The organism is Enterobacter sp. ku-bf2 (genome assembly GCF_001742765.1).
Lineage (GTDB): Bacteria > Pseudomonadota > Gammaproteobacteria > Enterobacterales > Enterobacteriaceae > Enterobacter > Enterobacter quasiroggenkampii.
The window spans coordinates 378,481-403,284 of record NZ_MDVW01000001.1 but is presented as its reverse complement, the minus strand read 5'-3'; the positions used below and the strand labels follow the sequence as shown (position 1 = coordinate 403,284).

The 24,804-nt window shown below is 54.0% G+C and carries 26 protein-coding genes; 9 read left to right on the top strand and 17 right to left on the bottom strand.

The genetic code is table 11. The features are described 5' to 3' along the window. Positions 1 to 27: 27 nt before the first annotated feature. The 14 genes from BFG58_RS01915 to pspA all read right to left on the bottom strand — a co-directional run bounded on the left by BFG58_RS01915 (position 28) and on the right by pspA (position 13,481). Complete coding sequence (locus tag BFG58_RS01915) at positions 28 to 1,110, bottom strand: ABC transporter ATP-binding protein (RefSeq protein WP_048223583.1); 1,083 nt, start codon at positions 1,108 to 1,110, stop codon at positions 28 to 30. A gap of 13 nt (positions 1,111 to 1,123) precedes the next feature. Then, the gene (gene pgmB, locus BFG58_RS01910; protein WP_069719072.1) at positions 1,124 to 1,789 is read right to left on the bottom strand and encodes a beta-phosphoglucomutase; all 666 of its coding nucleotides are present in this window, start codon (positions 1,787 to 1,789) and stop codon (positions 1,124 to 1,126) included. Then, positions 1,779 to 4,058, bottom strand: a complete 2,280-nt coding sequence (locus tag BFG58_RS01905) for a glycoside hydrolase family 65 protein (RefSeq protein WP_069719071.1) — start codon at positions 4,056 to 4,058, stop codon at positions 1,779 to 1,781. Before BFG58_RS01905 ends, pgmB begins: the two co-directional genes overlap by 11 nt. Next, complete coding sequence (locus BFG58_RS01900) at positions 4,052 to 5,110, bottom strand: Gfo/Idh/MocA family protein (protein WP_139125286.1); 1,059 nt, start codon at positions 5,108 to 5,110, stop codon at positions 4,052 to 4,054. The genes BFG58_RS01905 and BFG58_RS01900 overlap by 7 nt, the downstream gene beginning before the upstream one ends. An 11-nt stretch (positions 5,111 to 5,121) precedes the next feature. After that, positions 5,122 to 5,910, bottom strand: coding sequence for a sugar phosphate isomerase/epimerase (locus BFG58_RS01895; protein ID WP_069719069.1), 789 nt, complete (start codon positions 5,908 to 5,910; stop codon positions 5,122 to 5,124). 17 nt (positions 5,911 to 5,927) lie between these two features. Beyond that, positions 5,928 to 6,980 (bottom strand): zinc-binding alcohol dehydrogenase, encoded by a 1,053-nt coding sequence (locus BFG58_RS01890; protein ID WP_048029783.1) that lies wholly within the window; start codon positions 6,978 to 6,980, stop codon positions 5,928 to 5,930. 28 nt (positions 6,981 to 7,008) lie between these two features. Next, on the bottom strand, positions 7,009 to 7,851 hold the full coding sequence (locus BFG58_RS01885; RefSeq protein WP_008501243.1) for a carbohydrate ABC transporter permease: 843 nt from the start codon (positions 7,849 to 7,851) through the stop codon (positions 7,009 to 7,011). After that, a complete protein-coding gene (locus BFG58_RS01880) occupies positions 7,838 to 8,719 on the bottom strand; it encodes a carbohydrate ABC transporter permease (protein ID WP_045908871.1) in 882 nt (293 codons plus the stop codon). Before BFG58_RS01880 ends, BFG58_RS01885 begins: the two co-directional genes overlap by 14 nt. Before the next feature lie 22 nt (positions 8,720 to 8,741). Then, positions 8,742 to 10,034: an ABC transporter substrate-binding protein gene (locus BFG58_RS01875; protein WP_069719068.1), complete on the bottom strand. Its 1,293-nt coding sequence runs from the start codon at positions 10,032 to 10,034 to the stop codon at positions 8,742 to 8,744. A 14-nt stretch (positions 10,035 to 10,048) separates the two neighbouring features. Beyond that, entirely contained in the window at positions 10,049 to 11,746 is a 1,698-nt protein-coding gene (locus BFG58_RS01870) for an alpha-amylase family glycosyl hydrolase (RefSeq protein WP_069719067.1), read from the bottom strand. Positions 11,747 to 11,942: 196 nt separating this feature from the next. Then, complete coding sequence (gene pspD / locus BFG58_RS01865; RefSeq protein WP_069719066.1) at positions 11,943 to 12,167, bottom strand: phage shock protein PspD; 225 nt, start codon at positions 12,165 to 12,167, stop codon at positions 11,943 to 11,945. 12 nt (positions 12,168 to 12,179) lie between these two features. Next, entirely contained in the window at positions 12,180 to 12,539 is a 360-nt protein-coding gene (pspC, locus tag BFG58_RS01860) for an envelope stress response membrane protein PspC (protein WP_023617934.1), read from the bottom strand. After that, the gene (pspB, locus tag BFG58_RS01855; RefSeq protein WP_023312045.1) at positions 12,539 to 12,763 is read right to left on the bottom strand and encodes an envelope stress response membrane protein PspB; all 225 of its coding nucleotides are present in this window, start codon (positions 12,761 to 12,763) and stop codon (positions 12,539 to 12,541) included. The genes pspC and pspB overlap by 1 nt, the downstream gene beginning before the upstream one ends. 49 nt (positions 12,764 to 12,812) lie before the next feature. Continuing rightward, complete coding sequence (pspA, locus tag BFG58_RS01850) at positions 12,813 to 13,481, bottom strand: phage shock protein PspA (protein WP_023617933.1); 669 nt, start codon at positions 13,479 to 13,481, stop codon at positions 12,813 to 12,815. Between the two features lie 166 nt (positions 13,482 to 13,647). Here pspA and pspF point away from each other — a divergent pair, with 166 nt between their 5' ends. Then, positions 13,648 to 14,625, top strand: a complete 978-nt coding sequence (gene pspF / locus BFG58_RS01845; protein ID WP_045410368.1) for a phage shock protein operon transcriptional activator — start codon at positions 13,648 to 13,650, stop codon at positions 14,623 to 14,625. Positions 14,626 to 14,706: 81 nt separating this feature from the next. Continuing rightward, a complete protein-coding gene (locus BFG58_RS01840; RefSeq protein ID WP_063621854.1) occupies positions 14,707 to 14,982 on the top strand; it encodes a hypothetical protein in 276 nt (91 codons plus the stop codon). A gap of 62 nt (positions 14,983 to 15,044) precedes the next feature. Here BFG58_RS01840 and BFG58_RS23690 read toward each other — a convergent pair whose 3' ends face one another. Continuing rightward, complete coding sequence (locus BFG58_RS23690) at positions 15,045 to 15,593, bottom strand: hypothetical protein (protein ID WP_139125285.1); 549 nt, start codon at positions 15,591 to 15,593, stop codon at positions 15,045 to 15,047. A gap of 377 nt (positions 15,594 to 15,970) precedes the next feature. Here BFG58_RS23690 and sapA point away from each other — a divergent pair, with 377 nt between their 5' ends. The 6 genes from sapA (at position 15,971) to BFG58_RS01810 (ending at position 22,340) form a co-directional block, all read left to right on the top strand. Continuing rightward, positions 15,971 to 17,611, top strand: a complete 1,641-nt coding sequence (gene sapA / locus BFG58_RS01835) for an ABC transporter substrate-binding protein SapA (protein ID WP_069719065.1) — start codon at positions 15,971 to 15,973, stop codon at positions 17,609 to 17,611. After that, positions 17,608 to 18,573, top strand: coding sequence for a putrescine export ABC transporter permease SapB (gene sapB, locus BFG58_RS01830; RefSeq protein ID WP_069719064.1), 966 nt, complete (start codon positions 17,608 to 17,610; stop codon positions 18,571 to 18,573). The genes sapA and sapB overlap by 4 nt, the downstream gene beginning before the upstream one ends. Beyond that, complete coding sequence (gene sapC, locus BFG58_RS01825) at positions 18,560 to 19,450, top strand: putrescine export ABC transporter permease SapC (protein ID WP_045908876.1); 891 nt, start codon at positions 18,560 to 18,562, stop codon at positions 19,448 to 19,450. The genes sapB and sapC overlap by 14 nt, the downstream gene beginning before the upstream one ends. Next, the gene (gene sapD / locus BFG58_RS01820) at positions 19,450 to 20,442 is read left to right on the top strand and encodes a putrescine export ABC transporter ATP-binding protein SapD (RefSeq protein WP_008501228.1); all 993 of its coding nucleotides are present in this window, start codon (positions 19,450 to 19,452) and stop codon (positions 20,440 to 20,442) included. The genes sapC and sapD overlap by 1 nt, the downstream gene beginning before the upstream one ends. A 1-nt stretch (position 20,443) precedes the next feature. Then, positions 20,444 to 21,250 (top strand): putrescine export ABC transporter ATP-binding protein SapF, encoded by an 807-nt coding sequence (gene sapF / locus BFG58_RS01815; protein WP_008501227.1) that lies wholly within the window; start codon positions 20,444 to 20,446, stop codon positions 21,248 to 21,250. Positions 21,251 to 21,398: 148 nt separating this feature from the next. Beyond that, on the top strand, positions 21,399 to 22,340 hold the full coding sequence (locus BFG58_RS01810) for an ATP-grasp fold amidoligase family protein (protein ID WP_069719063.1): 942 nt from the start codon (positions 21,399 to 21,401) through the stop codon (positions 22,338 to 22,340). Here the strand turns inward: BFG58_RS01810 and BFG58_RS01805 are convergent. Next, complete coding sequence (locus BFG58_RS01805; RefSeq protein WP_069719062.1) at positions 22,321 to 23,385, bottom strand: ATP-binding protein; 1,065 nt, start codon at positions 23,383 to 23,385, stop codon at positions 22,321 to 22,323. The two genes, BFG58_RS01810 and BFG58_RS01805, sit on opposite strands and share 20 nt — an antisense overlap. Continuing rightward, the gene (locus tag BFG58_RS01800; protein WP_069719061.1) at positions 23,382 to 24,086 is read right to left on the bottom strand and encodes a response regulator; all 705 of its coding nucleotides are present in this window, start codon (positions 24,084 to 24,086) and stop codon (positions 23,382 to 23,384) included. Before BFG58_RS01800 ends, BFG58_RS01805 begins: the two co-directional genes overlap by 4 nt. Before the next feature lie 271 nt (positions 24,087 to 24,357). Here BFG58_RS01800 and BFG58_RS01795 point away from each other — a divergent pair, with 271 nt between their 5' ends. After that, complete coding sequence (locus BFG58_RS01795) at positions 24,358 to 24,744, top strand: transporter (protein ID WP_069719646.1); 387 nt, start codon at positions 24,358 to 24,360, stop codon at positions 24,742 to 24,744. The last annotated feature ends 60 nt before the right edge of the window (positions 24,745 to 24,804 follow it).

Sequence of the window (24,804 nt, the reverse complement as noted above, 5' to 3'; positions counted from 1 at the left end):
AATGGGTATTTCCGGCGAACACCTTTCTTATCTAATAGCCGCTTCGGTTTCAGCGTCGAAGAAATGGCACTTATTCATATCGAACTGGATGCCGATATTATCCCCCGCGGCATAATCATTCGCGGCTCCCGCGCGAACAACCAGTTCATGGCCGCCAACGGTGGCGTAGAGCATGAACTCTGCACCGGTCAGTTCGGCCACGCTGACTTTTGCCGCGATGTTTTCACCGCTACTCTGCTGGGTGAGAATATCTTCCGGGCGGATCCCAAAGACCACGGCTTTACGCTGATACCCTGCGGCATGCAGTGACGCGAGCTTGTCTTCCGGGATCTCGAGACGCAGCGTTTCCGTGACGAAATAGCGGTCGTCGATGGCGCCACGAACAAAGTTCATGGCTGGCGAGCCAATGAACCCTGCAACAAACATGTTTGCCGGCTCGTTGTATACCTGCTTCGGTGCACCAACCTGCTGAATAATGCCGTCTTTTAAGATCACAATCCGGGTCGCCATCGTCATGGCTTCCGTCTGATCGTGGGTCACGTAAATCATCGTAGTATTGAGCTTCTGATGGAGCTTGCTGATTTCAGCCCGCATCTGCACGCGAAGCTTGGCATCGAGGTTGGAGAGCGGTTCATCCATCAGGAAGACGCCCGCTTCCCGAACTATCGCCCTGCCCAACGCCACGCGCTGACGCTGGCCACCGGACAGCGCGCCGGGTTTACGCTTGAGGTACTCCCGTAAGCCGAGGATCTGTGCCGCCCAGTTAACGCGCTCTTCGATAACCGCCGGGGCGATTTTCTGCATCTTCAGGCCAAAGGCCATGTTGTCGTAGACCGTCATATGCGGGTAAAGCGCATAGTTCTGGAACACCATGGCGATGTCGCGTGACTTGGCGGGCACGTCGTTCATGCAAACGCCGTCGATGACCAGTTCGCCAGCGGAGATCTCCTCCAGCCCGGCAATCATGCGCAGCGTTGTCGATTTACCGCAGCCAGACGGACCGACAAAAACGATAAACTCCTTGTCCTCGATTTCGAGATTAAAATCCTTCACCACGTGGACCTGGTTATCGTAAATTTTCTGAATATGTTTCAGTGACAGTTGTGCCATTTTTAATTCCTTATCAATACGCCCGGGAGGCCCAGAAATCGGTCAGGCATTTCCAGGTCAGTTCCTGCGTTGAATGAAGCTGTAATCCCGCATGGGTCAGGCCTGAGCCAATCCCGACCGACAGCATGCCCGCCGCGTTGATCGCCGCCACGCCTGCGGGCGCATCTTCGACCCCGATGGCCGCATAGGGGCAGACGTTCAGGCCAGCACACGCGGCGAGGAAGATCTCCGGATCCGGTTTTGAACAGACAATGCGGGAGGCATCAGCGCAAAAATCAAAGGCGTCATGAATACCCAGGGCATGCAGTATTCCAGGTGCATTGAGGGAAACGGAGGCGAGCCCAATTTTGACCTCTGCCGCCCGAATGTCCGCCAGCACCTCCCGGATACCCGGCAGCAGCGACGCCTCGGTCAATGACGACAGCGATGCGACATAGAGCGCATTTTTCTTCCCCGCCAGCGCCAGGCACTGTTTATCGTCAAACGCCCCCTCTTTCCCACCGTGTCGCAGGATCCGCTGCAGGGATTCCATGCGGCTAATTCCCTTCAACTCCTCGTTAAACACCTCATCGATAGTGATGCCGATCTCCTGCGCGACCGAACGCCAGGCGAGAAAGTGCAGATGTGCGGTATCGGTGATAACCCCATCAAGATCGAATACAACGGCTTCAGGCTTCATCGCTGGCCTCCGTGGTAGCGGTCCCATTAAAAGATGTAAGAAATTCCCTACGAGAGAATGCCTGCCGCTCCGATACGCAAACCGTTTTTCCCCACAGCGTTAACGTGACGGGCGCGGAGGTATCGATGGTTAAAACGTCATTTTCAAACGAGAAGCGCAAGCGTGCGTTCTGCCAGCGCAGCGGGAAGGCAAGTTTTCGCCAGTGAGCGGGTAGCTTCGGCGCAAGGTGCAGCTCGCCCTCAACAATCTGCATGCCGGCAAACCCCTGAATGACGCCGGACCAGATGGCCCCCGTGGCCGCGGCATGAATGCCGTCATCGCTACTGTGCGGATCGTCGCCCAGATCGATAGCCACGCCAGCGCGCCAGAAGGCGTAAGCCCCTTCCGTATCGCCACAGCGGGCGGCCACAATGCCGTGAATAGCCTTGCTCAGTGAAGAGTCATGGATCGTCCGCGGCTCGTAAAACGCCAGGTTGGCCGCGCACTGGGCTGGGGTAAATTTCTCCGGCAACAGGTAGTTAAGCATCACCACGTCAGCCTGCTTGAGGATTTGCATCTCGTTAACTTCCGCGCGAGAGTAATCCAGCAGGATGGTCTGCTTACCCGCTTTGGCTTTATAGCGGCTTAAATCGATGGCGGGTTTCGCCATGAACGAATCGTCCTGCGGGATCACTCCCCCGGCGTCGGCTTCCGGCAGCCACAAGCGGGCCAGGAAGGTGGTCGCCTTCTCCATGAAGCAGGCCTCTTCACGCTCAAACATCGACATAAACCGGCATGCGCTGGCCACGTTGTGCCAGGCAAGATAGTTGGTGTAGGCGTTGTTATTCACATGCTCGGTGTATTCGTCCGGCCCAATCACATCATGAATTTCCAGGCGCCCGTTGACCTCCGTGGCGCGGCCCATCCAGAACGTTGCCGTCTCCACCAGCAGGGTCAGCCCTTCATTACGCATAAACGCGTCATCACGCGTGGCCTGCCAGTAGGCCACAACGGCCCAGGCAATGTCCGCCACGATGTGGTGTTCGGCCAGGGCGGAGGCCACTTTCTGCCGCATGCCCGTACGGATGTTGATAGCCGCAAACTCCGGCGTCTCCTCTTTGCCGCTCGCGGCACTCTCCCACGGGAACAGCGCGCCCGGCCAGCCGTTGCGGCGGGCTTTTTCCCGGGCCCCGGCCAGGTTCAGCCAGCGATAGCGCAGCAGACTGCGGGCCACTTGCGGACGAGTGAAAAGATGGAAAGGCAGCAGGAATATTTCGGTGTCCCAGAAGACATGGCCTTTATACCCCTCGCCGGTCAAGCCCTTAGCGGCAATGCTGCTCCGCTCATCATGGGCTGGCGTCATGGTGGTCAGATGCCAGACGGCATAGTCCAGCGCCATCTGATCGTCAGGAGATGCAGAAGCCACTTCCACCCTGGCGTCACGCCAGACGTCTTCCCATGCGCAGGCTGAACTTTCCAGCAGCGAGGCATAACCCCTTGCTGCACAAACCTTGAGATCCGCCAGCGCGCCGCGCGCGAAAGATTCCTGTGACAGGGCTTTATCGCTGCGATGGACCACCCAGACAAACTTATCCAGCGTGACAGTGTCACCCTGCGGTATCGTCAGGGAATAGTGAGCAGAGAGCCGACGATTTTTAGCGGTAAAGCAGCTTTCGCTGTCGGCTGATAGCTGACAAAAGGCTGAGATGACAACATCAGCGGCCCGGTCCTGCGTTTCATACACACCCTGCATATAGTGCTGGTCGAACACCCTGACGGAAATTTCATCCAGATGTTGCCGGCCCGTATTGGTTTGTGTCGCATCAATGCCGGTTTTCATCACCACCTGCGAGGCATCATCCAGCGGGGTGATCGCAAGCTGCATGGCCAAAAGCGGCAGCTGATCCAGAGAGACAAAACGACGACTCTCCAGGCGATAGCGCTTTCCGTTGGGCGAACGCCAGACGACGCGGCGATGCAGTTCGCCGTTGGCAAACGCCAGCTCGCGCTGCCACTCAAGAATGTCCCCGGCCAGAAGGGTGTAATTCACCCCGTCCAGCTCAACCTCGATACCGGTGATATCGGGCAAATTGATCAGCTCAGTGGTCTCGTTACGTCCCGCCTGATGATAGAGGCCCGCAAGATACATTCCTCGGGTTTGCTGGGTGTAATCTTCTTCATGCGCAGCGCGAATGCCCATGTAGCCGTTACCGCATGCCATAATGGATGCGTACTTATTCAGACTGTGCGGACAAAAGCCCGGATCGGTTAATACAGACACGCTCAGCATAATGTTACGCTTTCCCCTGTTTCTGCCGATTGATAAAGCGCCGCGACAAGCTGCTGAATCACCAGCCCCTGTTCAGCATCTGCAATCATTACGGGCTCTCCCTGCACGTGGCGGACAAAGGCCTCCAGGCTGCGTAAATGGCGCTGATCGTCAGCCTCTTCACGCTGAACCAGGGTTTGTAACGTCCCGGCGTCATCCTGATAAACGTGGGCCGGGAAAAGCGTCGCCCCCGCCTTTTCACCGCAAAAGGCGACATTCATGATCGACTGCTCGCGGATATTCAGCGCGAACGAGGTGTCCAGACGCAAAATGCCGCCATTGCAGAATTCGATAGTGCCAAACAGGGCATCTTCCACCGTAAACTGTGCGGGATCCCACGCGCCGAACTGGCCGCTGCTTTTTTGGGTTCCCAGCCTCTGGAAGCCGTGCGCCGTGACTCTTTTGACCGCCGGGAAACCCAGTACGTACATCGCGGCATCCAGCATGTGAATGCCAATGTCAATCAGCGGCCCACCGCCCTGCAGCGCTTTGTTAGTGAAGACGCCCCAGCCCGGCACGCCGCAGCGCCGCAGCGCCTGCGCCGAGGTGAAGTAGATTTCGCCCAGCGTTCCGTTCATCACGGCCTCGCGCAGCAGCTGCGTGTCGAGCGCGAAGCGGTGATGAAAATCATATGCCAGCACCTTCCCCGCCTTGCGTGCAGCCATCCGCATCTCATCGGCCTCTTGCGGCGTCATGGCGGGCGGTTTTTCGCACATCACATGACAGCCAGCCTCCAGCGCCGCCATCACATGCTCAAAATGAAATCGGTTTGGCGAACAAACGCTCACCACGTCCGGCTTAACCGCCTCCAGCATGGCGCACGCGTCCTGCCACGCCGACGGTATGGCATGACGCTCCGCAAAAGCCTGTGCCTGTTCGAGGCGGCTGTCCATGACAGCCACCATCTGAACATCACTGCGCGTGGCGTAATACGAGGCATGCACTTTGTCCGCAACCTGCCCGGCGCCAATGATGGCGACGCGCAGTGGCGACGTTGTTGAAGCACTCATCACGCTCGTCATCCTTAGCATTCACGTAAATAAGTGAGGGAATCCCGATAAGCCTGAGCGGGATCTTCAGCACGTACGCGGCACTCGTAAACCACATAGCCCTGGTAATTATCCGCACGCAGCTGATCGAACAGGCTGGCAAAATCGAGGCTACCGCTTCCCGGCTGGTAACGGTGGTTATCAGCGATGTGCACATGGCCCAGCAGATCGCGATGCTGATGCAGCGCCTCCGTCAGCGAATCTTCTTCAATGTTCATATGATAGAAATCACCGATGATCTGCACGTGCTTGAGGGCGTTCTCTTCGATATAGCGTCGTGCGTCAGCCAGGGTGTTGATCATGTGATCCTGATAGCGGTTCAGCGGCTCCAGATAGACGGTGGTTCCGGTGCGCGCTGCCACCTCATCCAGCCGGCGCAGCGAAGCACTTACCGCTTTGCGGTCGCCTTCGAGGCTGCGTGGTGAGGTCATTGGCGGTAAACGGAAGGTGAACATGCCCCAGGCTGCAGGTACGATAATGCCCTTGCCGCCCACTTCGGCCAGCGCTTCCAGAATGCGTTCAATCTGCGCTAAGCCGTTCAGACGACGCTCTTCGATAAAGTCACCAATCCAGCCATCGTATCCGCCGCAGGCGGTCGTGACCGGCAGGCCGGTGGCCTTAATCGCCGCTTTCACCTCGGCGAGGTTTTCCACCAGCACTTTGCCGTCAATTTCATAGCCATCAAAACCCATCGCTTTGATGTACTCGAATTTCTCCAGGATATTGCCCGGGAAAAAGGCCTGATTTTGTGTTGCGATTTTCATGAGTTGCTTTCCTTAGCTTAAAAAGTGACGCCCATTTTGATGCTCAGTTCCGGATGCTGATCCACATATTTCATGTAGCTTTCAGCGCTGCTGGTGAAGGTCACGACCGGGTCGATCAGATCTTCACAATTCAGATAACCGTTCATCAGCAGTTCCCAGCAGGTCTCTTCAATACGCTTGCGGCTCCAGCGCGGGTAGTCCGGGTTTGGCTCACTGCAGGCGCGGGAGAAGACAATCTTCGCGTTGTTGAAGTGCGCTTCACGCCCCAGATTGAAGCCTGCAGCGAACGGTTTAGCGAACGCAACGTAGGAAATGGTGCCGCCGTAGGCGAGGCCGCGCAGTGCGGACTGCAGCGCATCGGCAAAGCCGCTGGTCTCGATGATCACATCTGCGCCCTGCTTTCCGGTCAGCTTTTTAATTTCCAGACCGACATCTGTGCCGATTGGGTTCAGGCAGTAGTCCGCGCCATGACGGCGGGCAATGTCGCAACGGTGTTCGATAGGATCCACGCCGATGACGACTGACGCGCCGGCTTTTTTCGCCAGTTGGATCGCAATCTGCCCAATCGCGCCGAGGCCTACCACCACGACAAAGTCCCCGACCCGCACGTTGGCATCACGCACGCCGCTCATGGCAAACTGTGCCGGATCGTAGCAGACGGCGTTCTTCCAGGAGGCACCCTGCGGCATTTTGCGCAGCTTGTAGTTGTTGACGGCATTCACGATGACCGTCTCCTGGAGCGGCCCGTAACAGCAGACGCGATCGCCCGTCTGGTATTCCGTGACGTCAGCGCCGCATTCGATAATGTCGCCGACAATCATATTGCCCAGCTGGAACTTACCGAATTCTATCCCGCGGGCAGCCCCCTCTTCGCGCGGGGTAAACATCTGCCACTCCGCATTGAACTCTTCATCGATAAACGGACTTGCCGCGCGGAAATCCACCACTTCGGTACCGTGTTTCGGTGCGCCAAAGCAGGCACGAATTTTCACTTCATGTCCCGCAACCGGGCGATCTTCATACTCTACGAGCGCCGCCACGCGTGGCGCTGTCGCAACTAATTTTTTCATGATTGACTCCTTGTTAAAATTGGCCGCCTCAGCCCTTCACGCCACCGGCGGTCAAACCACTTTTAATAAAACGTTCAGACAGGGCGTACATGATGACCACCGGAAGTGCCGTCACCAGCGATGCCGCCATCATGCGACCCCAGATATAATCAGGTGTGCTAAAGAGCGTGTTCAGCCCGACCGGCAAGGTGAAGTTGCTGGCGCTGGACAGGAAAATGGACGCAAACAGGTAGTCGTTCCACGCCACCATGAAGCAGTAGACAAACACCGATACGAGCCCGGATATCGCCAGCGGCACGGTAATACGGAAGATGATTTGCAGGCGGTTAAGGCCGTCCATCATTGCGGCTTCTTCTATTTCGTCCGGGATGGTGTCGAAGTAGCTGCGCAGCATGAACACCGCCGTCGGTAACGTCTGCGTCACCATGGTGATAATCAGCGCCAGCTCGGTGTCGTAGATCCCCAGCGCGGTGATGATTTTGAACAACGGCACCACCAGCAAGATGCCGGAGAACATGTAGACGGTGTAAAAACTCGCATTGATCGTCGTGCGGCCCTTAAAACGCAGCTTGGACAAGGCGTAAGCGCCCAGCGTACCGAGAAACACGGCAATCACCGATGAGGTCAGCGACACCACCATGCTGTTTCTGAAGTAATCCACAAACGGGAAGATCAGCGGGTTAAAGATGTCGATGTAATGCTGCAGCGTCCACGCCTGCGGCAGAATGGTCGGATGGAGCGAGATCGCCTCTTTGGCGCTCTTAAATGACGTCATCAGCATCACGAAGAACGGGAAAAGCGTGATGATCAGAAATACAGCCAGGCCCAGATAAAAACCAATACGGCTCAGTACGCGTTTATTTGTTGCCATTGAGGTTCACCCTTTTTCTGGTCAGCAGAATCACAGCGAAGATAATCACGAACAGCACCACAGAGATCGCCGCTGCTTTGCCCAAATCGTTGAAAGCGAATGCGGTTTTGTAGAGATAGACGCCCAAAATATCGACCTTCGTGGTCAGCAGGTAGACGTCAGCAAACATGTAGAACATCCAGATGGTGCGAAGCGTGACCACCGTGGCCAGCACCGGCATAATCGCGGGCAGCGTGACGATACGAAAACGCTGCCAGGCATTTGCGCCGTCCATTTCCGCCGCTTCATACAGGGATTTATCAATGGTCTGTAAAATCGCCAGGAATGAGATAAACGCGTACGGGAAGTAACGCCAGATCGCGAACAGCACCACCAGTACGAAGCTGCTGTTCGGGTTGTCAAACCACAGCGGCGCCTGGTCATACAGGTGCAACAGGTCTACGCCCAGATAGTTCACGATGCCGTAGCCGTTGTTGAACATGTATTTCCAGGCAAACACCAGCGAAATAGACGGCGTGACGTAGGATAAAATCACCAGTGAACGTGCCGTCTTGCGCAGGCGAAACTCGCGATTGAAGAAGATGGCGACGGCAAGACCCAGCACCGTGCTGCCAATTACGACCAGCGCCGTGTACCAGAAGGTCATCCACAGCGAATGCCAGAAAGCGGCATCGCTGAGAATGCGAATGTAATTGTCCAGTCCGACAAACACGGCGCTAATGCGCGGATTGAGCGGCAAGCGTAAAAAACTGATTTCAATATTGGAAATCATTGGCCAGGCCACAAGGCCCCCCAGCAGAATCAGGCTGGGGGCCAACAGCAGCATGGCGAAAGGCATATCTGAACGACCAGAAAACAACGTCTTCATAATTTCCTTCCGCAGAGCGCTCCTATCGTTGTGTAATGAGATCAGTCAGTCGCTTCTGGCTGCTGCTTAACGTTGTGTTAAGGTCCTTCTGCCCCACCGTGACGTTATGCACCATGGAACTGATAATGCCGGAGCCCGTCACGTCGCCCATGCGGGTGAAGTTTTTATCCCCCACGGCGCCAAACACCTGCACGTTCGGGAACTGCGCAATCAGCTCATAAGGCAACTGCCCAAACGCTTTAATCACGTCGTTGTTTTTCCAGGTCTCCGTGCCCACCACCAGTTTGTTTACCGGCAGCGCCGCGCCCGGCGACATCATGACCCAGTCCGTCGCGTTTTGAGCCTGTTCCATCCAGGTAACAAACTTCTCGGCCGCTTTGGTCTCCGCTTCGGTTTGTCCGGTGGTGATCGTGAGCGAGGTGATCATGCCGTACACCGCCGATGACGTTTCAGTCGGGACAACGAAGCCCAGATTAGAAGGGTTTCCGTCCTTGTAGACGGCAGGCAGGATGTAGGTGGAGTAAACCGCCATCGGCGCAGAACCGTTCATGAAGGCGTCTTTGATCTCCATGACATCGTTCGAACCCGGCATGGTGGTCGCAGCCAGCGCTTTATAAAACGCCAGCGCTTTTGCCATTTCCGGGGTATCGATATCGACATTGCCTTTTGCATCAAACACGTTCGCGCCACCGGAAAGGGCAAACTGAGAGAATGACTGCTCGGTCATCACGCTTTCCGCCGTCGGCAGCGCGATGCCGTAATGCTTTTTAGCCGGGTCGTTCAGACGCTGGCTGGCTTGCAGAAGCTGTTCCCAGTTATGCGGCTCCTCAATGCCCGCCGCGGCCAGCACATCTTTGTGATACCAGACGCCGGAAAGCCAGGCGCTAACCGGCACGCCCGTCCAGGCTGCGCCATCTTCCGTACGGACTACGCGTAAGATTCCGTCATAGAAGGTGTTTTCCCCCACCGCCTTAACGGCTTTAGCGATAGCGTCACGATCCAGAAGCTGTTCTTTATCCATTACTTTTGCGTAGTCATGGCTGACCTCAATCACTTCAGGCAGCGCGCCGGTTCTTGCCAGCGTAATCACCTTGGTGTTGTAGGCATCCTCTTCCACCGGTACCTGTTTTACCGTGATGTCAGGGTTCTCTTTCTCGAATTTTTCGATCAGTTTCGTAATAACGGCCTGACGCTCCTGCTCTACCGACGAGTGCATAAACTCAATGGTGACAGAGGACGCTTTGTCATCCTTACAGCCTGATAACAGGGCGCACGAAACCAGTGCTGATATCAGCACAATTCTGGGTGTTTTCATGTTTAAGGTCCTTTTTAGTTTTCTTTAATCCACAAAACCTGCCATGGATTTAGGGTCAGAGTCGTATCGGTAATATCTTCTCCGCTAATCAATTCCCTTCCGGCGTGAATATCAGTTCCAACCGTTTGAGGAGCATCACTGAAATTAAATAGCGCTGTTATTTTTTCACCACAATCCGCCACGCGAACAATTTTTAAAACATGCTCACCTGACGTGCTAAAATAAGCCTGACTGTCAGGGTGAAATGCTTTTTCCGCACGACGCAGTACGATTAACTGGCTTAACGCACAATAGACCTGATAACGCAGACTATTTTTATCTTCAAGCGCACTATCAATTTGTCCTGCGGTATATTTTTCGCGATTTATCGCACGGTTATATCCCAGACGCTCTACGCCGTCATAATCATTACGGGAGCCGAGAATACTCTGGATATAAATCGCAGGCACACCGGGGAAGCTTAAAAGGACGGCATGGGCCAGAATAAACCGGGCAATGCGATCGCTATCATGACTTTCTCGCGTACTTAATGCATCCAGATAGGTCACATTAATTTCATAAGGGCTTCGTGTGCCATCCGGATTATTTTTCCAGTTAACCAACGCGCCTTCAGACTGAAGCTTCTCTACAAGCGAGAGGATCTCCGACTCAGGTAATATTCCGCGTAATGGGTTAAGACCAATGCCATCATGCGAGGCCAGGAAGTTGAACCAGGTGGTTTTGGTGGAAGGCAACGCCAGCGACGCCGCCCACTGGCTCAGCGTGCGCACATTCTGACAATGCATCGCATGCAGCACCAGCGGGGGCAAAGAGAACTGATAAACCATCTGCGCTTCATTTTCGCCGTTACCGAAGTAAGAGACGTTATCTTTATGCGGAACATTCGTCTCGGTGATTATCACCGTGCCGGGGGCAACCGCCTCGGTAATGGCGCGGAAAAGTTGGATGAGCTGGTGGGTTTGCTCAAGGTGAATGCAGCTCGTTCCCGGTATTTTCCACATGAACCCAACGGCATCCAGTCGAATATATCGCGCCCCTTCAATAAGGTAATGCAGCAGCACGTCGACCATCGCAATCAGCACCTGCGGAGAGGCGAAGTTGAGATCAACCTGGTCCTCACTAAAGGTGGTCCACAAATGTCGCACGCTGCCATCATGAAGCGTGAAAGGCGTAAGAAGCGGTAAGGCACGCGGACGCGTCACCGCGGATAAATCTGTTTCAGGATCGACAGAAATAAAGAAATCATCATACCCTGGCATTTGCTTCAGGTAATTAGCAAACCAGGCACTTTTGGCCGACATATGATTGCAGACGAAATCAAACATCAGGCTGGCTGACTGTTTTAATTCAGCAACATCTCGCCATGTTCCGGTTTCAGGCGCAACTTCATGATAATCAATGACAGAAAAGCCGTCGTCTGAGGACCACGGATAAAAAGGCAAAAGATGGACATGAGAAAAAGAACGCGAAAGCCATTTGTTATAAAAACGTGTAAAAACAGGGAGTGCTTTCTCCCCTTTCGCTGAAAACTGGTCGGCATAGGTTATCAGAACGACATCTTTTTCATCCCAGCCCATTTTACGCTTTTCTGTAATAACAGAGGCGGCCTTTTCAATATTTTCCAGCAACACATGAAGATGTGCTTCAGAAAACGTTTTTCCATAAACAAGATTAATGAGTGCTTTAATTTTTTCGTTCACTTGATTTTCCATGGTAGCGGTCCCACGGAGTGGCAATCTACTCCCATGAAAAATATCTGTCAACGGACCGGGCAGGAGAAAAACACGATTGCAAAGCAGCTCAGCACAATATTGTGAGCTGCCGCAAAGAAAGCAGGGTTAACGAGGAAGTGCGGTTAATCATCGCCAGCCCCTCTCCTGGAAGAGTAAGGGCTAACGCGTGAGGGAATTACTGGGACAAGTAGCGGCGCGACAGCCGTTTTGCCACTTTTTGCAACAGCGGTTCGAGCGCCACGGCCAGAACCATTCTGACCGGCTTGCGGGCAACGGATTTTATCGCCCACCCCGCCACGCCTGCCGGGCCGAAACGTAACGCGGTCAGCAGGACCAGTTTACCTGCGATTTTGAGGCCGGGTTTAACCTTCTGACCGGCCTGTTGCCAGTGTTTTTTCATCTCTTCTCTCTCTTAAAGCTGACGAAAACGACTTCTCAGCGTAAAAGTATCCGACGTGACATAGCGTTCCATTTCCCGTAACCGCTTCTCCCCGGCAGCGAGTTGTTCATCAACAGCATTAAGGAGATCGCTGCTGGTGGGGGCGCCTTCCGCCGCCAGTTCTCCTTCCGGCATCGGGTCAAGAACAAACGACAGCACGATGTACGCGACCAGGGTAATAAATGCCAGACCAAAGAAGATCGATAGCACCGTCACCACGCGTACCAGCTTAACCGGGACGTCAAGATAATGAGCCAGCCCGGCACAGACGCCGCGTACCATGCCCTGCTGTGGAATTCGCCACAGCTTTTTGTTCAGATTCAGTCCAGACATTAACGGTCCCTCCAGTTTGGATGTTCAGCATCCAGGATGGCTTCCAGCGCCTGAATGCGTTCGCGCATTTTGTTCGCCTCGTCGGAGAGCTGTACCAGACGCTGTTGTTCACTCTGGGAGAGTTCACCCCGTGAGGAACGGTTGCTGTAGTGCAGCCATAGCCAAATCGGCAAAACGAACAGCACGAAAATAGTCAGGGGAATAGCCAGAAAAAGCGCGCTCATGTGTACTCCTTGTCTTACGATGCGGCACGTTCAGGTGCCGCACGAATTATTATTGGTTATCTTGCTTCATTTTGGCTTTCAGTGCCGCCAGCTGCTCGCTGATTTCATCATCGGCCTTGAGGTCAGCAAACTGCTGATCCAGCGACTTCTGCTTACCGATACCGTGACTTTCGGCTTCCGCTTCCATCTGGTCGATACGACGCTCAAACGACTCAAAACGGGCCATCGCTTCATCCAGCTTACCGCTGTCAAGCTGGCGACGCACGTCGCGGGAAGAGCTCGCCGCCTGGTGACGCAGGGTCAGCGCCTGCTGGCGCGCGCGGGTTTCGCTCAGCTTGTTTTCCAGCTCGCCAATCTCTTTCTTCATGCGGGTGAGCGTGTCATCCACCAGCGTCACTTCATGCTCGAGCGTCGCGACCATGTCTGCCAGCTTCTGTTTTTCGATCAGCGCCGCACGGGCCAGATCCTCTTTGTCTTTGCGCAGCGCGAGTTCTGCTTTTTCCTGCCATTCGTTCAGCTGAGCGGTGGCCTGTTCAATACGACGCGTAAGCTGTTTTTTCTCCGCCAGCGCGCGGGCGGAGGTAGAGCGGACTTCAACCAGCGTGTCTTCCATTTCCTGAATCATCAGACGCACCAGCTTCTGCGGATCTTCCGCTTTCTCCAGCAGTGAGTTGATGTTGGCGTTCACGATGTCGGCAAAACGAGAAAAAATACCCATAATTGACTCCTCATAGTTCTGTTATCGGGCGATGCCCTGCTGCACAGATAATACAAATCTCATGCCAACTTTTTATCTTATTGATTTAACAGGCCATGGTTGATTTTCATGCAGTGAAGAACTATTCTTGCCTGGTGAATATCGCTAAGGAGTGGTTAATTTCATCATGCCTGGATACAAAGACAATTTACTCGGCGAAGCAAACAGTTTTCTGGAAGTGCTGGAACAGGTTTCTCGCCTGGCGCCGCTCAATAAACCGGTGCTGATTATCGGCGAGCGCGGTACGGGTAAGGAACTCATCGCCAACCGTCTGCACTACTTATCCGGGCGCTGGGACGGCCCCTTCATTTCCCTTAACTGCGCGGCGCTGAATGAAAACCTGCTCGATACCGAGCTCTTCGGCCATGAGGCGGGCGCGTTTACCGGCGCCCAGAAACGCCATCCCGGACGCTTTGAGCGCGCCGACGGCGGTACGCTGTTTCTTGATGAGCTGGCCACCGCGCCCATGCTGGTGCAGGAGAAACTGCTGCGTGTGATTGAATACGGCGAGCTGGAGCGCGTCGGCGGTAGCCAGCCGCTGCAGGTGAACGTGCGCCTGGTGTGCGCCACTAACGCCAACCTGCCGGAGAGGGTGGCGGAGGAAAAATTCCGTGCCGACCTGCTCGACCGCCTGGCCTTTGACGTCGTGCAGCTTCCTCCGCTGCGCGAGCGAAGAAGCGACATTATGCTGCTGGCAGACCAGTTTGCGATTCAGATGTGCCGCGAGCTCGGACTGCCGCTGTTCCCCGGCTTCAGCGATTATGCACGGGAGACGCTGCTCGCGTACCACTGGCCGGGCAATATCCGCGAGCTGAAAAACGTCGTGGAGCGCTCCGTCTATCGCCACGGCAGCAGCGAGACGGAGCTGGACAACATCATTATCGATCCTTTTCAGCGCAGCGCCCCGCCCTTGCCCGCACCAGCATCTCCAGGCGACGCCCCTGCTCTTCCCCTTGATCTGCGCCAGTTCCAGCACGACCAGGAGAAACAGCTGCTGGAGCAAAGCCTGAAGATGGCGAAATACAACCAGAAACGGGCAGCTGAACTGCTGGGTCTGACCTACCATCAGTTAAGGGCATTGCTCAAAAAGCATCAAATGCGATGACAGTGTCTATCACTTTAAAATTCACTTATTTTATGAAAAAAAAGCAATAGATGAATCAAGAAGAATAAGGATATTATTAAGATGGCTATTTTAGATTTTTTGATTTCTCTCGCATTCTGCTTAGGCGGTATTTTCTACATCTGGCATACAAGTAAAGCTCTGAGGACAGGAGTTTTTATTGGCTGGCTCAACGGAACCTATGAGAAGTATTATGTTCATTGCTCTAAACACCCCTGGAAATTCTATTTTAACCTTTTAACCATGGCGAGCGGTGGTTCGTTACTTTTAGCTGTCGGCATCATTTCACTTGATCAAAAAAACTTTATTTTCAAGACACTAAGCTCACTATTCCAGTGATGCGCTTGCTTCTGGGCACTATTATTATTCATTATGTAGCTATCTCAGGACACTCTTTTGAATTAGTGAATTGCCTCATGGCTTATTATTTTACCGCCGTGAGCATTGACTTTTTTGACTACACGAATAGAGTCTGTGTAGAAAAAAGACGAAGCGTCATCCCACTGGCAGAATTCAATTTCACGCTTTAAGAATTCGTCATAATAGACAACCCCAGCCTTGCAACGGCAATGTTTTCCGCATGAAGGTCCTGGGTAGTTCATCCTGAAAGGGTAAGTTCCGCTAACTGTTTGCGTTGCACTTGAAACGATGATTGCTTCAGTGCTTTCCCAGAGTGTGAAAGATACGACACCCACTACAAACACAAAACAAGCCAGGAAAAACTTAACGCGCTCCAGTTTACCCTCTTTGCTTTTGACGCGTGACGAAACGCGCCATGATGCAAAGGCACCTATAGCGACTGAAATCAAGATAATTGGACAATAAACAGAACCTGGTTCTATCAAGTACGCATCGCTTGTATAGATGTCAAGCCGACACATCCCGTAAAACCATAATCCCAGGCAAAAGTATGCAAACACTTCGCGTTTGGCGGGTAGTTTGAATGCCATAACTTGTTTTACTTTAGTAAAAAATCATAATATATCAGACACATATTAGAATTAAAATGATATCGCACCTGGAATGTACCCTGCATTCCTGTCATTTTACCCAGCGAAGACGTAACTATACCGACTGACTTTGCGAAACCCTGTCTGCCGGGTTAAATCCTTCGTTTATAGCGAGTCAGATACGCCACGAAAATGCTAAGATAGTCCATGAGGTATATTCAAAGTGGATTGCAGGTATGAACGTGCATCGGGTTGTGACGCTGAGTGACCGACTGCAAACGTTACTGCCCCCATTATGCCCTCAGGCTTAAACGATACTGGATAATGTCGTTTAAAATTAGTAGGATAGCCACTTCATATTTAATACCTTAAAAATTATGCGTCTGGTTTTATCGTCCTTTTTTGCACTTGGTCTGTTTAGCAGCCAGGCCTTTGCCGCGCCCGGGCAAACGCCGCAGCCTGACATTCGTGACAGCGGCTTCGTCTATTGCGTAAGCGGCCAGGTGGATACATTCAACCCGCAAAAAGCGGGCAGCGGCCTGATCGTGGATACCCTTGCCGCGCAGCTTTATGATCGTCTGCTTGATGTTGATCCGTACACCTACCGTCTGGTGCCCGAGCTTGCGGAAAGCTGGGAAGTGCTGGATAACGGCGCAACCTACCGTTTTCACCTGCGCGATGATGTCGCGTTTCAGCGCACGCCGTGGTTTACCCCCACGCGCAAGCTGAACGCAGATGACGTGGTCTTCACCTTCCAGCGTATCTTCAACCGCAACCATCCGTGGCATAACGTTAACGGCAGCAATTTCCCCTATTTCGACAGCCTGCAGTTTGCCGACACCGTGAAAAGCGTGCGTAAGCTCGACAACCGCACGGTTGAATTCACGCTGACGCGCCCGGACGCCTCCTTCCTCTGGCACCTGGCAACCCACTATGCATCCGTCATGTCGGCCGAATACGCGGCTCAGTTGACGAAAAAGGATCGTCAGGAACTGCTCGATCGCCAGCCGGTTGGCACCGGTCCGTTCCAGCTGGCCGAATATCGCGCCGGTCAATATATTCGTCTGCAGCGCCATGAACACTTCTGGCGCGGTACGCCGCTGATGCCGCAGGTGGTGGTCGATCTCGGCTCTGGCGGAACGGGGCGGCTCTCGAAACTGCTCACTGGGGAATGTGACGTGCTTGCCTGGCCCGCGGCCAGCCAGCTCACGATTTTGCGCGACGATCCGCGTCTGCGTCTGACGCTACGCCCGGGGATGAACATCGCGTATCTGGCCTTTAACACGGATAAGCCGCCGTTGAATAACCCTGCCGTTCGACATGCTCTGGCGCTGGCCATTAACAACCAGCGCCTGATGCAGTCGATCTACTACGGCACGGCGGAAACCGCCGCCTCAATTTTACCGCGCGCCTCGTGGGCCTACGACGGTGAGGCTAAAATTACGGAATACAATCCGGCAAAAGCGCGTGAACAGTTGAAGGCGCTGGGGGCGGAAAACCTGACGCTGCAACTTTGGGTGCCCACCAGTTCCCAGGCGTGGAACCCCAGCCCGCTCAAGACCGCCGAACTGCTACAGGCAGATATGGCGCAGGTAGGCGTCAAAGTGATCATCGTACCGGTAGAGGGCCGTTTCCAGGAGGCGCGCCTGATGGATATGAATCATGATTTAACCCTCACCGGCTGGGCCACCGACAGCAACGACCCGGACAGCTTCTTCCGGCCGCTGCTGAGCTGTGCGGCGATAAACTCGCAGACCAACTACGCCCACTGGTGTAACCGGGAGTTTGACGCCGTGCTGCAAAAAGCGCTGGCTTCCCAACAGCTGGCCTCGCGCATCGACGCCTATGATGAAGCGCAGAAGATCCTTGCTCAGAAACTGCCGGTGCTGCCGCTGGCCTCTTCCCTGCGCCTTCAGGCGTATCGCTATGATATTAAAGGCCTGGTGCTGAGCCCGTTTGGCAACGCCTCGTTCGCCGGCGTGTCGCGTGAAAAAGAACAAGAGGTGAAAAAACCATGATTATTTTTACCTTGCGTCGGCTCCTTTTGCTGCTGGTGACGCTCTTTTTCCTGAACTTTGTCGGCTTTAGCCTGAGCTATTTCACGCCCCACGCCCCGCTCCAGGGATCGTCGCTGTGGGATGCCTGGCTCTTCTGGTTTAACGGGCTGCTGCACTGGGATTTCGGCGTATCCAGCATTAACGGGCAGCTTATTTCCGATCAGTTGAAAGAGGTTTTCCCGGCCACGATGGAATTGTGCATTCTGGCCTTCGGTTTTGCCCTGATGGTCGGGATCCCCGTGGGCATGCTAGCCGGGATATATCGCAACAAATGGCAGGATAAGTTTATCAGCGCCCTCGCCCTGCTCGGCTTCTCCATCCCGGTCTTCTGGCTGGCGCTACTGCTGACGCTTTTCTTCTCGCTGACGATGGGCTGGCTACCGGTTTCTGGCCGTTTTGACCTGCTCTACACGGTTAAAACGGTGACGGGCTTTGCCATCATCGATGCGTGGCTGTCTGATTCGGTGTGGCGTCACGAGATGATCGTCAGCGCCCTGCGCCATATGGTATTGCCGGTGCTGACGCTGGCGGTTGCGCCAACAACCGAAGTGATCCGCCTGATGCGCCTGAGCACCATCGAGGTGTTTGACCAGAACTATGTCAAAGCCGCCGCCACGCGCGGACTGTCGCGCCTGACCATCCTGCGCCGCAACGTCCTGCACAACGCGCTGCCGCCGGTTATTCCGCGTCTGGGATTACAGTTTTCCACCATGCTCACGCTGGCCATGATCACCGAGATGGTCTTTAGCTGGCCTGGCCTGGGACGGTGGCTGATTAACGCTATCCGCCAGCAGGACTACGCCGCGATTTCCGCAGGCGTGATGGTGATTGGTTCGCTGGTGATTATTGTCAACGTGTTGTCCGATATTTTGGGTGCCATGGCCAACCCATTGAAGCATAAGGAATGGTATGCCTTACGATAGCGTATACAGTGAAAAGCGCACGCCCGGTGTGCTGCGTACCGTGTGGCGTAAATTCTATGGCGATACCACGGCAATGATCGGCCTTTATGGCTGTGCCGGTCTGGTGTTGCTGTGCGTCTTTGGCTCCTGGTTTGCGCCGTACGGCATTGACCAGCAATTCCTTGGCTATCAGCTGCTGCCGCCGTCCTGGTCCCGCTACGGGGAAGTCTCCTTCTTCCTGGGAACGGACGACCTCGGACGTGACGTGTTGAGCCGCCTGCTGAGCGGTGCGGCCCCGACGGTGGGCGGCGCGTTTGTGGTGACGCTCGCGGCCACGATCTGCGGGCTGGCGCTGGGTATTTTTGCAGGATCCACGCATGGCCTGCGCTCGGCGGTGCTTAACCACATTCTGGATACGCTGCTGTCGATTCCCTCTCTGCTGCTGGCGATCATTGTGGTTGCCTTTGCCGGTCCGCACCTGTCGCATGCCATGTTCGCCGTCTGGCTGGCTATCCTGCCCCGCATCGTGCGCTCGGTTTACAGCATGGTGCATGACGAGCTGGAAAAAGAGTATGTCGTCGCTGCGCGTCTGGACGGCGCGACCACCTTCAACATCCTGTGGTTTGCCGTGCTGCCTAACATCGCGTCCGGGCTGGTCACCGAGATCACCCGCGCCCTGTCGATGGCGATTCTGGACATCGCGGCGCTCGGCTTCCTCGACCTCGGCGCGCAGCTGCCGTCGCCTGAATGGGGTGCGATGCTCGGTGACGCGCTGGAGTTAATTTACGTGGCGCCGTGGACGGTTATGCTGCCGGGTGCGGCCATTATGGTGAGCGTGCTGCTGATCAACCTGCTGGGCGACGGTATTCGCCGTGCAATTAACGCGGGGGTGCAATAATGCCGCTTCTTGATATTCGCAACCTCACCATTGAATTCAAAACCGGTGAAGGTTGGGTTAAAGCCGTCGATCGCATCAGTATCACCCTCGCGGAGGGTGAAATCCGCGGGCTGGTGGGGGAATCCGGCTCAGGCAAAAGCCTGATCGCCAAAGCCATCTGCGGCGTGGCGAAAGATAACTGGCGCGTGACCGCCGACCGTATGCGGTTTGATGATATCGACCTGCTGCGCCTCTCTCCCCGCGAAAGGCGTAAGCTGGTCGGTCATAACGTCTCGATGATTTTCCAGGAGCCGCAGTCCTGTCTCGACCCGTCCGAACGCGTGGGCAAACAGTTAATGCAGAACATCCCCGGCTGGACCTATAAAGGCCGCTGGTGGCAGCGCGTTGGCTGGCGCAAGCGTCGTGCCATTGAGCTTTTACACCGCGTCGGGATCAAAGATCACAAAGATGCGATGCGCAGCTTCCCGTACGAGCTGACCGACGGTGAATGTCAGAAAGTGATGATTGCCATCGCGCTGGCTAATCAGCCGCGTTTGCTGATTGCGGATGAACCGACGAACGCGATGGAACCCACCACGCAGGCGCAAATCTTCCGCCTGCTGTCGCGTCTCAACCAGAACAACAACACCACCATTTTGCTGATCAGCCATGACCTGCAAATGCTCAGCAAATGGGCGGATAAAATTGACGTGATGTACTGCGGACAAACGGTCGAAACCGCGCCGAGTGAAGACCTGATCACCGCGCCGCACCACCCGTATACGCAGGCGCTAATCCGCGCGATTCCCGATTTTGGCAGCGCCATGCCGCATAAGAGCCGCCTGAATACCCTGCCCGGGGCGATTCCGCTGCTGGAATCGTTGCCGATAGGCTGTCGTCTGGGGCCGCGTTGCCCGTATGCTCAGCGTAAATGTATCGAGACGCCACGCCTGACCGGGGCCAAAAATCATCTTTACGCCTGTCATTTCCCGCTGAACATGGAGAGAGAGTGAAATGGTCGAAACCTTGCTTGAAGTCCGCAACCTGAGTAAGACCTTTCGCTACCGCACGGGGCTGTTTCATCGTCAAACTGTCGACGCGGTAAAACCGCTCAGCTTTACCCTGCGTGAAAAACAGACCCTGGCGATCATCGGCGAGAACGGTTCCGGGAAATCAACCCTGGCGAAAATGCTTGCTGGCATGGTTGAACCCACGGCTGGCGAAGTATTGATTGACGATCACCCTCTGACGTTCGGGGATTACTCTTTCCGCAGCCAGCGCATCCGCATGATCTTCCAGGATCCGTCGACCTCGCTCAATCCGCGCCAGCGCATTTCGCAGATCCTCGATTTTCCGCTGCGTCTGAACACCGACCTGGAGCCCGAGGCGCGCCGTAAGCGTATCTTCGAAACCCTGCGCATGGTTGGGCTATTACCGGACCACGAAAGCTACTACCCACACATGCTGGCCCCCGGCCAGAAACAGCGTCTGGGTCTGGCGCGTGCGTTGATTTTGCGCCCGAAAGTGATCATTGCTGACGAAGCGCTTGCCTCGCTGGATATGTCGATGCGTTCGCAGCTGATTAACCTGATGCTGGAGCTGCAGGAAAAACAGGGCATCTCGTATATCTACGTCACCCAGCATCTGGGGATGATGAAACACATCAGCGATCAGGTGATGGTTATGCACCAGGGTGAAGTGGTCGAGCGCGGCAGCACGGCGGATGTAATGGCCTCCCCGCTTCACGAGCTGACAAAACGGCTGATAGCCGGTCATTTCGGTGAAGCACTCACAGCCGATGCGTGGCGCAAAGACCGGTAAACAAACGTTGCACCGCTTAATAAGGATTAAATAGCCTTAATACGCTGTTTAATCCTTAACTTTTTCATCTCCATTGCTGCTCCATACTCTCAGCAAAATACATCAACAGTTCTTCTCCAGAATATCCGGACATTACGGAGGAGAAGAAATGAACAACGCCACTTACATTCTCAAATATACCGAGTATCTCATCAGAAAATGTCGTTCATTTTTAATGACAGACCTGTACTTTCATACTGTGAGGCTCAAGAAAACATCGGGGCAGCATCCTGACATTAAATCCCCCACGACGTTGAGTGAAAAAATATGTCATCGTCTGGTTTATGACCACAATAACGTCTATACCCTGCTTGCCGATAAACTCGCCGTTCGGGAATACGTAATCTCCAGAACAACGCGAGTCAAAACGGTGCCATTACTCGGCGTCTACAGTAAGGTGTCCCAGATTGATTTTTCGACGCTCCCTGAAAAATTTGTCCTTAAGTGCAACCATGACAGTGGCAGCACAATAATATGTACAAACAAAGCGCAATTTAACGTCAGGGAAGCGTGTAAAAAACTCAGTCTCGCGTTAAAGAAAAATATGTACTACACCACGCGCGAATGGCAGTACAAAAACATTACGCCAAAAATACTTTGCGAACCGTATGTCGATCTCTTCGATGATGCAGACAGGAACACAGCGCCCGAAATGCTGAGGTTCCATTGCTTTCATGGCGTTGCCCACTATGTTGAAGCGGATTTTACCGATGACAGCGGCAAAGGTTTCATCAACGTTTACGACAGGTACTGGAACTTACAACCCTTTCAGATGGAATATCCGAATACACCGTTGGCACCAGGCGAGCCGGCCTTGTTCCGACAAGCGTTGCTGGCATCCCAGGAGCTGGCGGATGGCATTGACTACTGCCGCGTTGACCTCATGCTAAAAAAAGATGAAATCTATTTCAGTGAAATAACCTTAAGCCCGAGACGCGGTAAACTGTCGATTACCCCGCAGGAATGGGATGCTAAGCTAGGAAAAATATGGCATTTACCGCCGGCAGGCACATTTGACCTGCCGCTGACGCTCACGAGTCGGGCCAGGTGAGTTTAAATATCGAGTGGTTTTGCGTGGATAAGGTATAGGTAACATCGCCACCATGCGCCAGCATGATGGCTTTTACCACCGACAAGCCCAAACCACAGCCTTCCGGGTTCAGCTGTCTGGCGCCGTTATCGCGCTGAAAGGGCTGAAACAGGAAGTCATGAAACTCCCTGGGAATACCCGGTCCCCCATCCTGAATCAGGATAAAATTGCCTTTATCCGAAACACCATTTTTTACCGTGAGCTTGCGCGAAGTTGAATAGTGTAAGGCATTGTCAAATAAAACGGTCAGACACTGATTGATGCGTAAGGGATCGAATACGCACTGCTGCTCCCTCAGTTCAATATGGACGGTAAATGCCTTACGGTTGAACTCGGGCATGAAGGTATCGAGCGCGTCCTGTATTGTCCCTTTCAGATCCGTTCTGGCCTGGTATAACGTGTATCCTGCCCCGCCATCCGAACTGATAACCCGGAGATCTTCAATCAGACGGGTTAATCCTTCCGTCTGTTTGAGGAGGTTAGTAAACAGCACCGGGTCCGGGGTAAACACCCCGTCAACCAGCCCCTGAAGCCTTCCGCGTAAAATGGTGACCGGGGTTCTGAGTTCATGCGCAATCGCAGCATTCCAGGATTTCCGCTGGATATCCAGCGTTTGCAGCTTTTCTGCCATTTCATTGAAATCCGTAACCAGGTGATTGATCTCTCCCAGCCGGGAACTGGCACAGAATGCTCTGGCGTCCAGATTGCCCTGAGAAATTTTTTTCAGGCTGGACGCGACCGCGTTTAGCGGGGTGAGTATTCGCGATGAAAGTTTGACCGTAAAGAATACGGCAATGATCAGGCTGATCGTTGTCGCGGTCCCAATCCATACCCAGTCCCACATCGTCATCTGCTCGTCATCACCCGCAGCAGGGCCGCCGGGAAGATGATCCAGAATAAAGGAGTAAAAAAACCAGGAGCCCAGTATGGCGATGCCAATTATCGTAAACGTCAGCAACAGCATATACGTTAAGATCTGACGACTCAGGACAGATTCTTTATTCATTTCTTTTCCCCAAGCCGGTAACCCATGCCCCTGATGCTCTCGGGAACGCCATAAAGACCGGCCAGCTCCAGTTTTTTTCGCAGCTTGCTCATATGGCTGTCGACGGTTCTGTCGAGCGTATCGCCTTCCGGCAAACACGCGTTAAGCAACTCTTCACGGGAACAGACCTTGCGCGGATACCGCACCAGGTAAGATAGCAATTTAAATTCGGTCGTCGTTAAGACCGGGGAGATAACCTCGGGCCCCGCAGTAACCTCCACGTAGAAATCATCCGGATAGACCGTAATGAATGGCGTTCTGAGCGGCAGGGCCCCCGCCTGCTGAAGCGCAGGCTTTGTTCTACGTAGCACCGCCTCAACCCGTGCGACAACTTCCGAAGGGTTGAAGGGTTTGATGACGTAATCATCCGCGCCGAGCCTCAGACCCATAAGTTTATCGACGTCCTGATCGAGAGCGGAAACCATAATGACGGGGACAGTACTTTCATGGCGGAGCGTGGTAAGCACGCTCCAGCCGTCACACACGGGCAGGTGAATGTCCAGCAAGATGAGATCCGGTTTATGGAGGCGATTGAGCGTTATCGCCTGCTCGCCCTGCCTGGCCCTGAGCGTTTTCATTCCCGAACGCTCTAAGTAGCTCATCAGTATATCGGCGATTTCGTCTTCATCTTCAACAACAAGGATCAGCGTATTTTTGTTCATATTATCTCCGCGGGTGAAATCCCTTTAAGCACGCTATCAGATATCTTGAGCACAATAAGACACAGCCTCCGGGAAAAAGTGCCGTAGTCACGAAAATTTCCCGGTTGGTTTAAATGCCCGGTTATTTCTCCACACAGCCTACACATTCAGTCAATAAAGACTCGACAATGTCCGTTCAAAATCGCTAATGAGGCATAACGCGTTGTGCATTGCGCGCTGCAAATTACCACTGTTTCTTAAAGATTTTATGAAGTTGGCTGAAATAATGAACATGGAATTTTCCAAATATTTTTCTCCTCAAAAACTGGGCATATATTTCCTGTTTCTGCTGCTGTCGTGGGGATTACTTTATACCTGGCTGGTGCTGGTACACAGAATGGATGAGAAAGTCGCCTCGACGCTGCTCTCCTCACCCCTTATCTATGGCTGCATCGCATTGTCAGTGGTTTTTCTGGTCATACAAAATAAAGCCGGCGCGTTCATTGAGCTACTTATCATCGCCTTCTGGCTGATGGTGATTTTTGTTTATCTCATTATTACGTTCACCGTGCTGTTAAACGCGATGCCCGATATTGAGGATCTGATCTTTTACTATGAATGTTATTTGATCATTTTTTTTGGTGGAGCACCGCTGTACCTCATTATGAGAATGATCTGAGCCCTTGCTCCACACGGCCTCCATAAACCGCCCACTTCCGCTAAACAGGTGCGCGGTAGA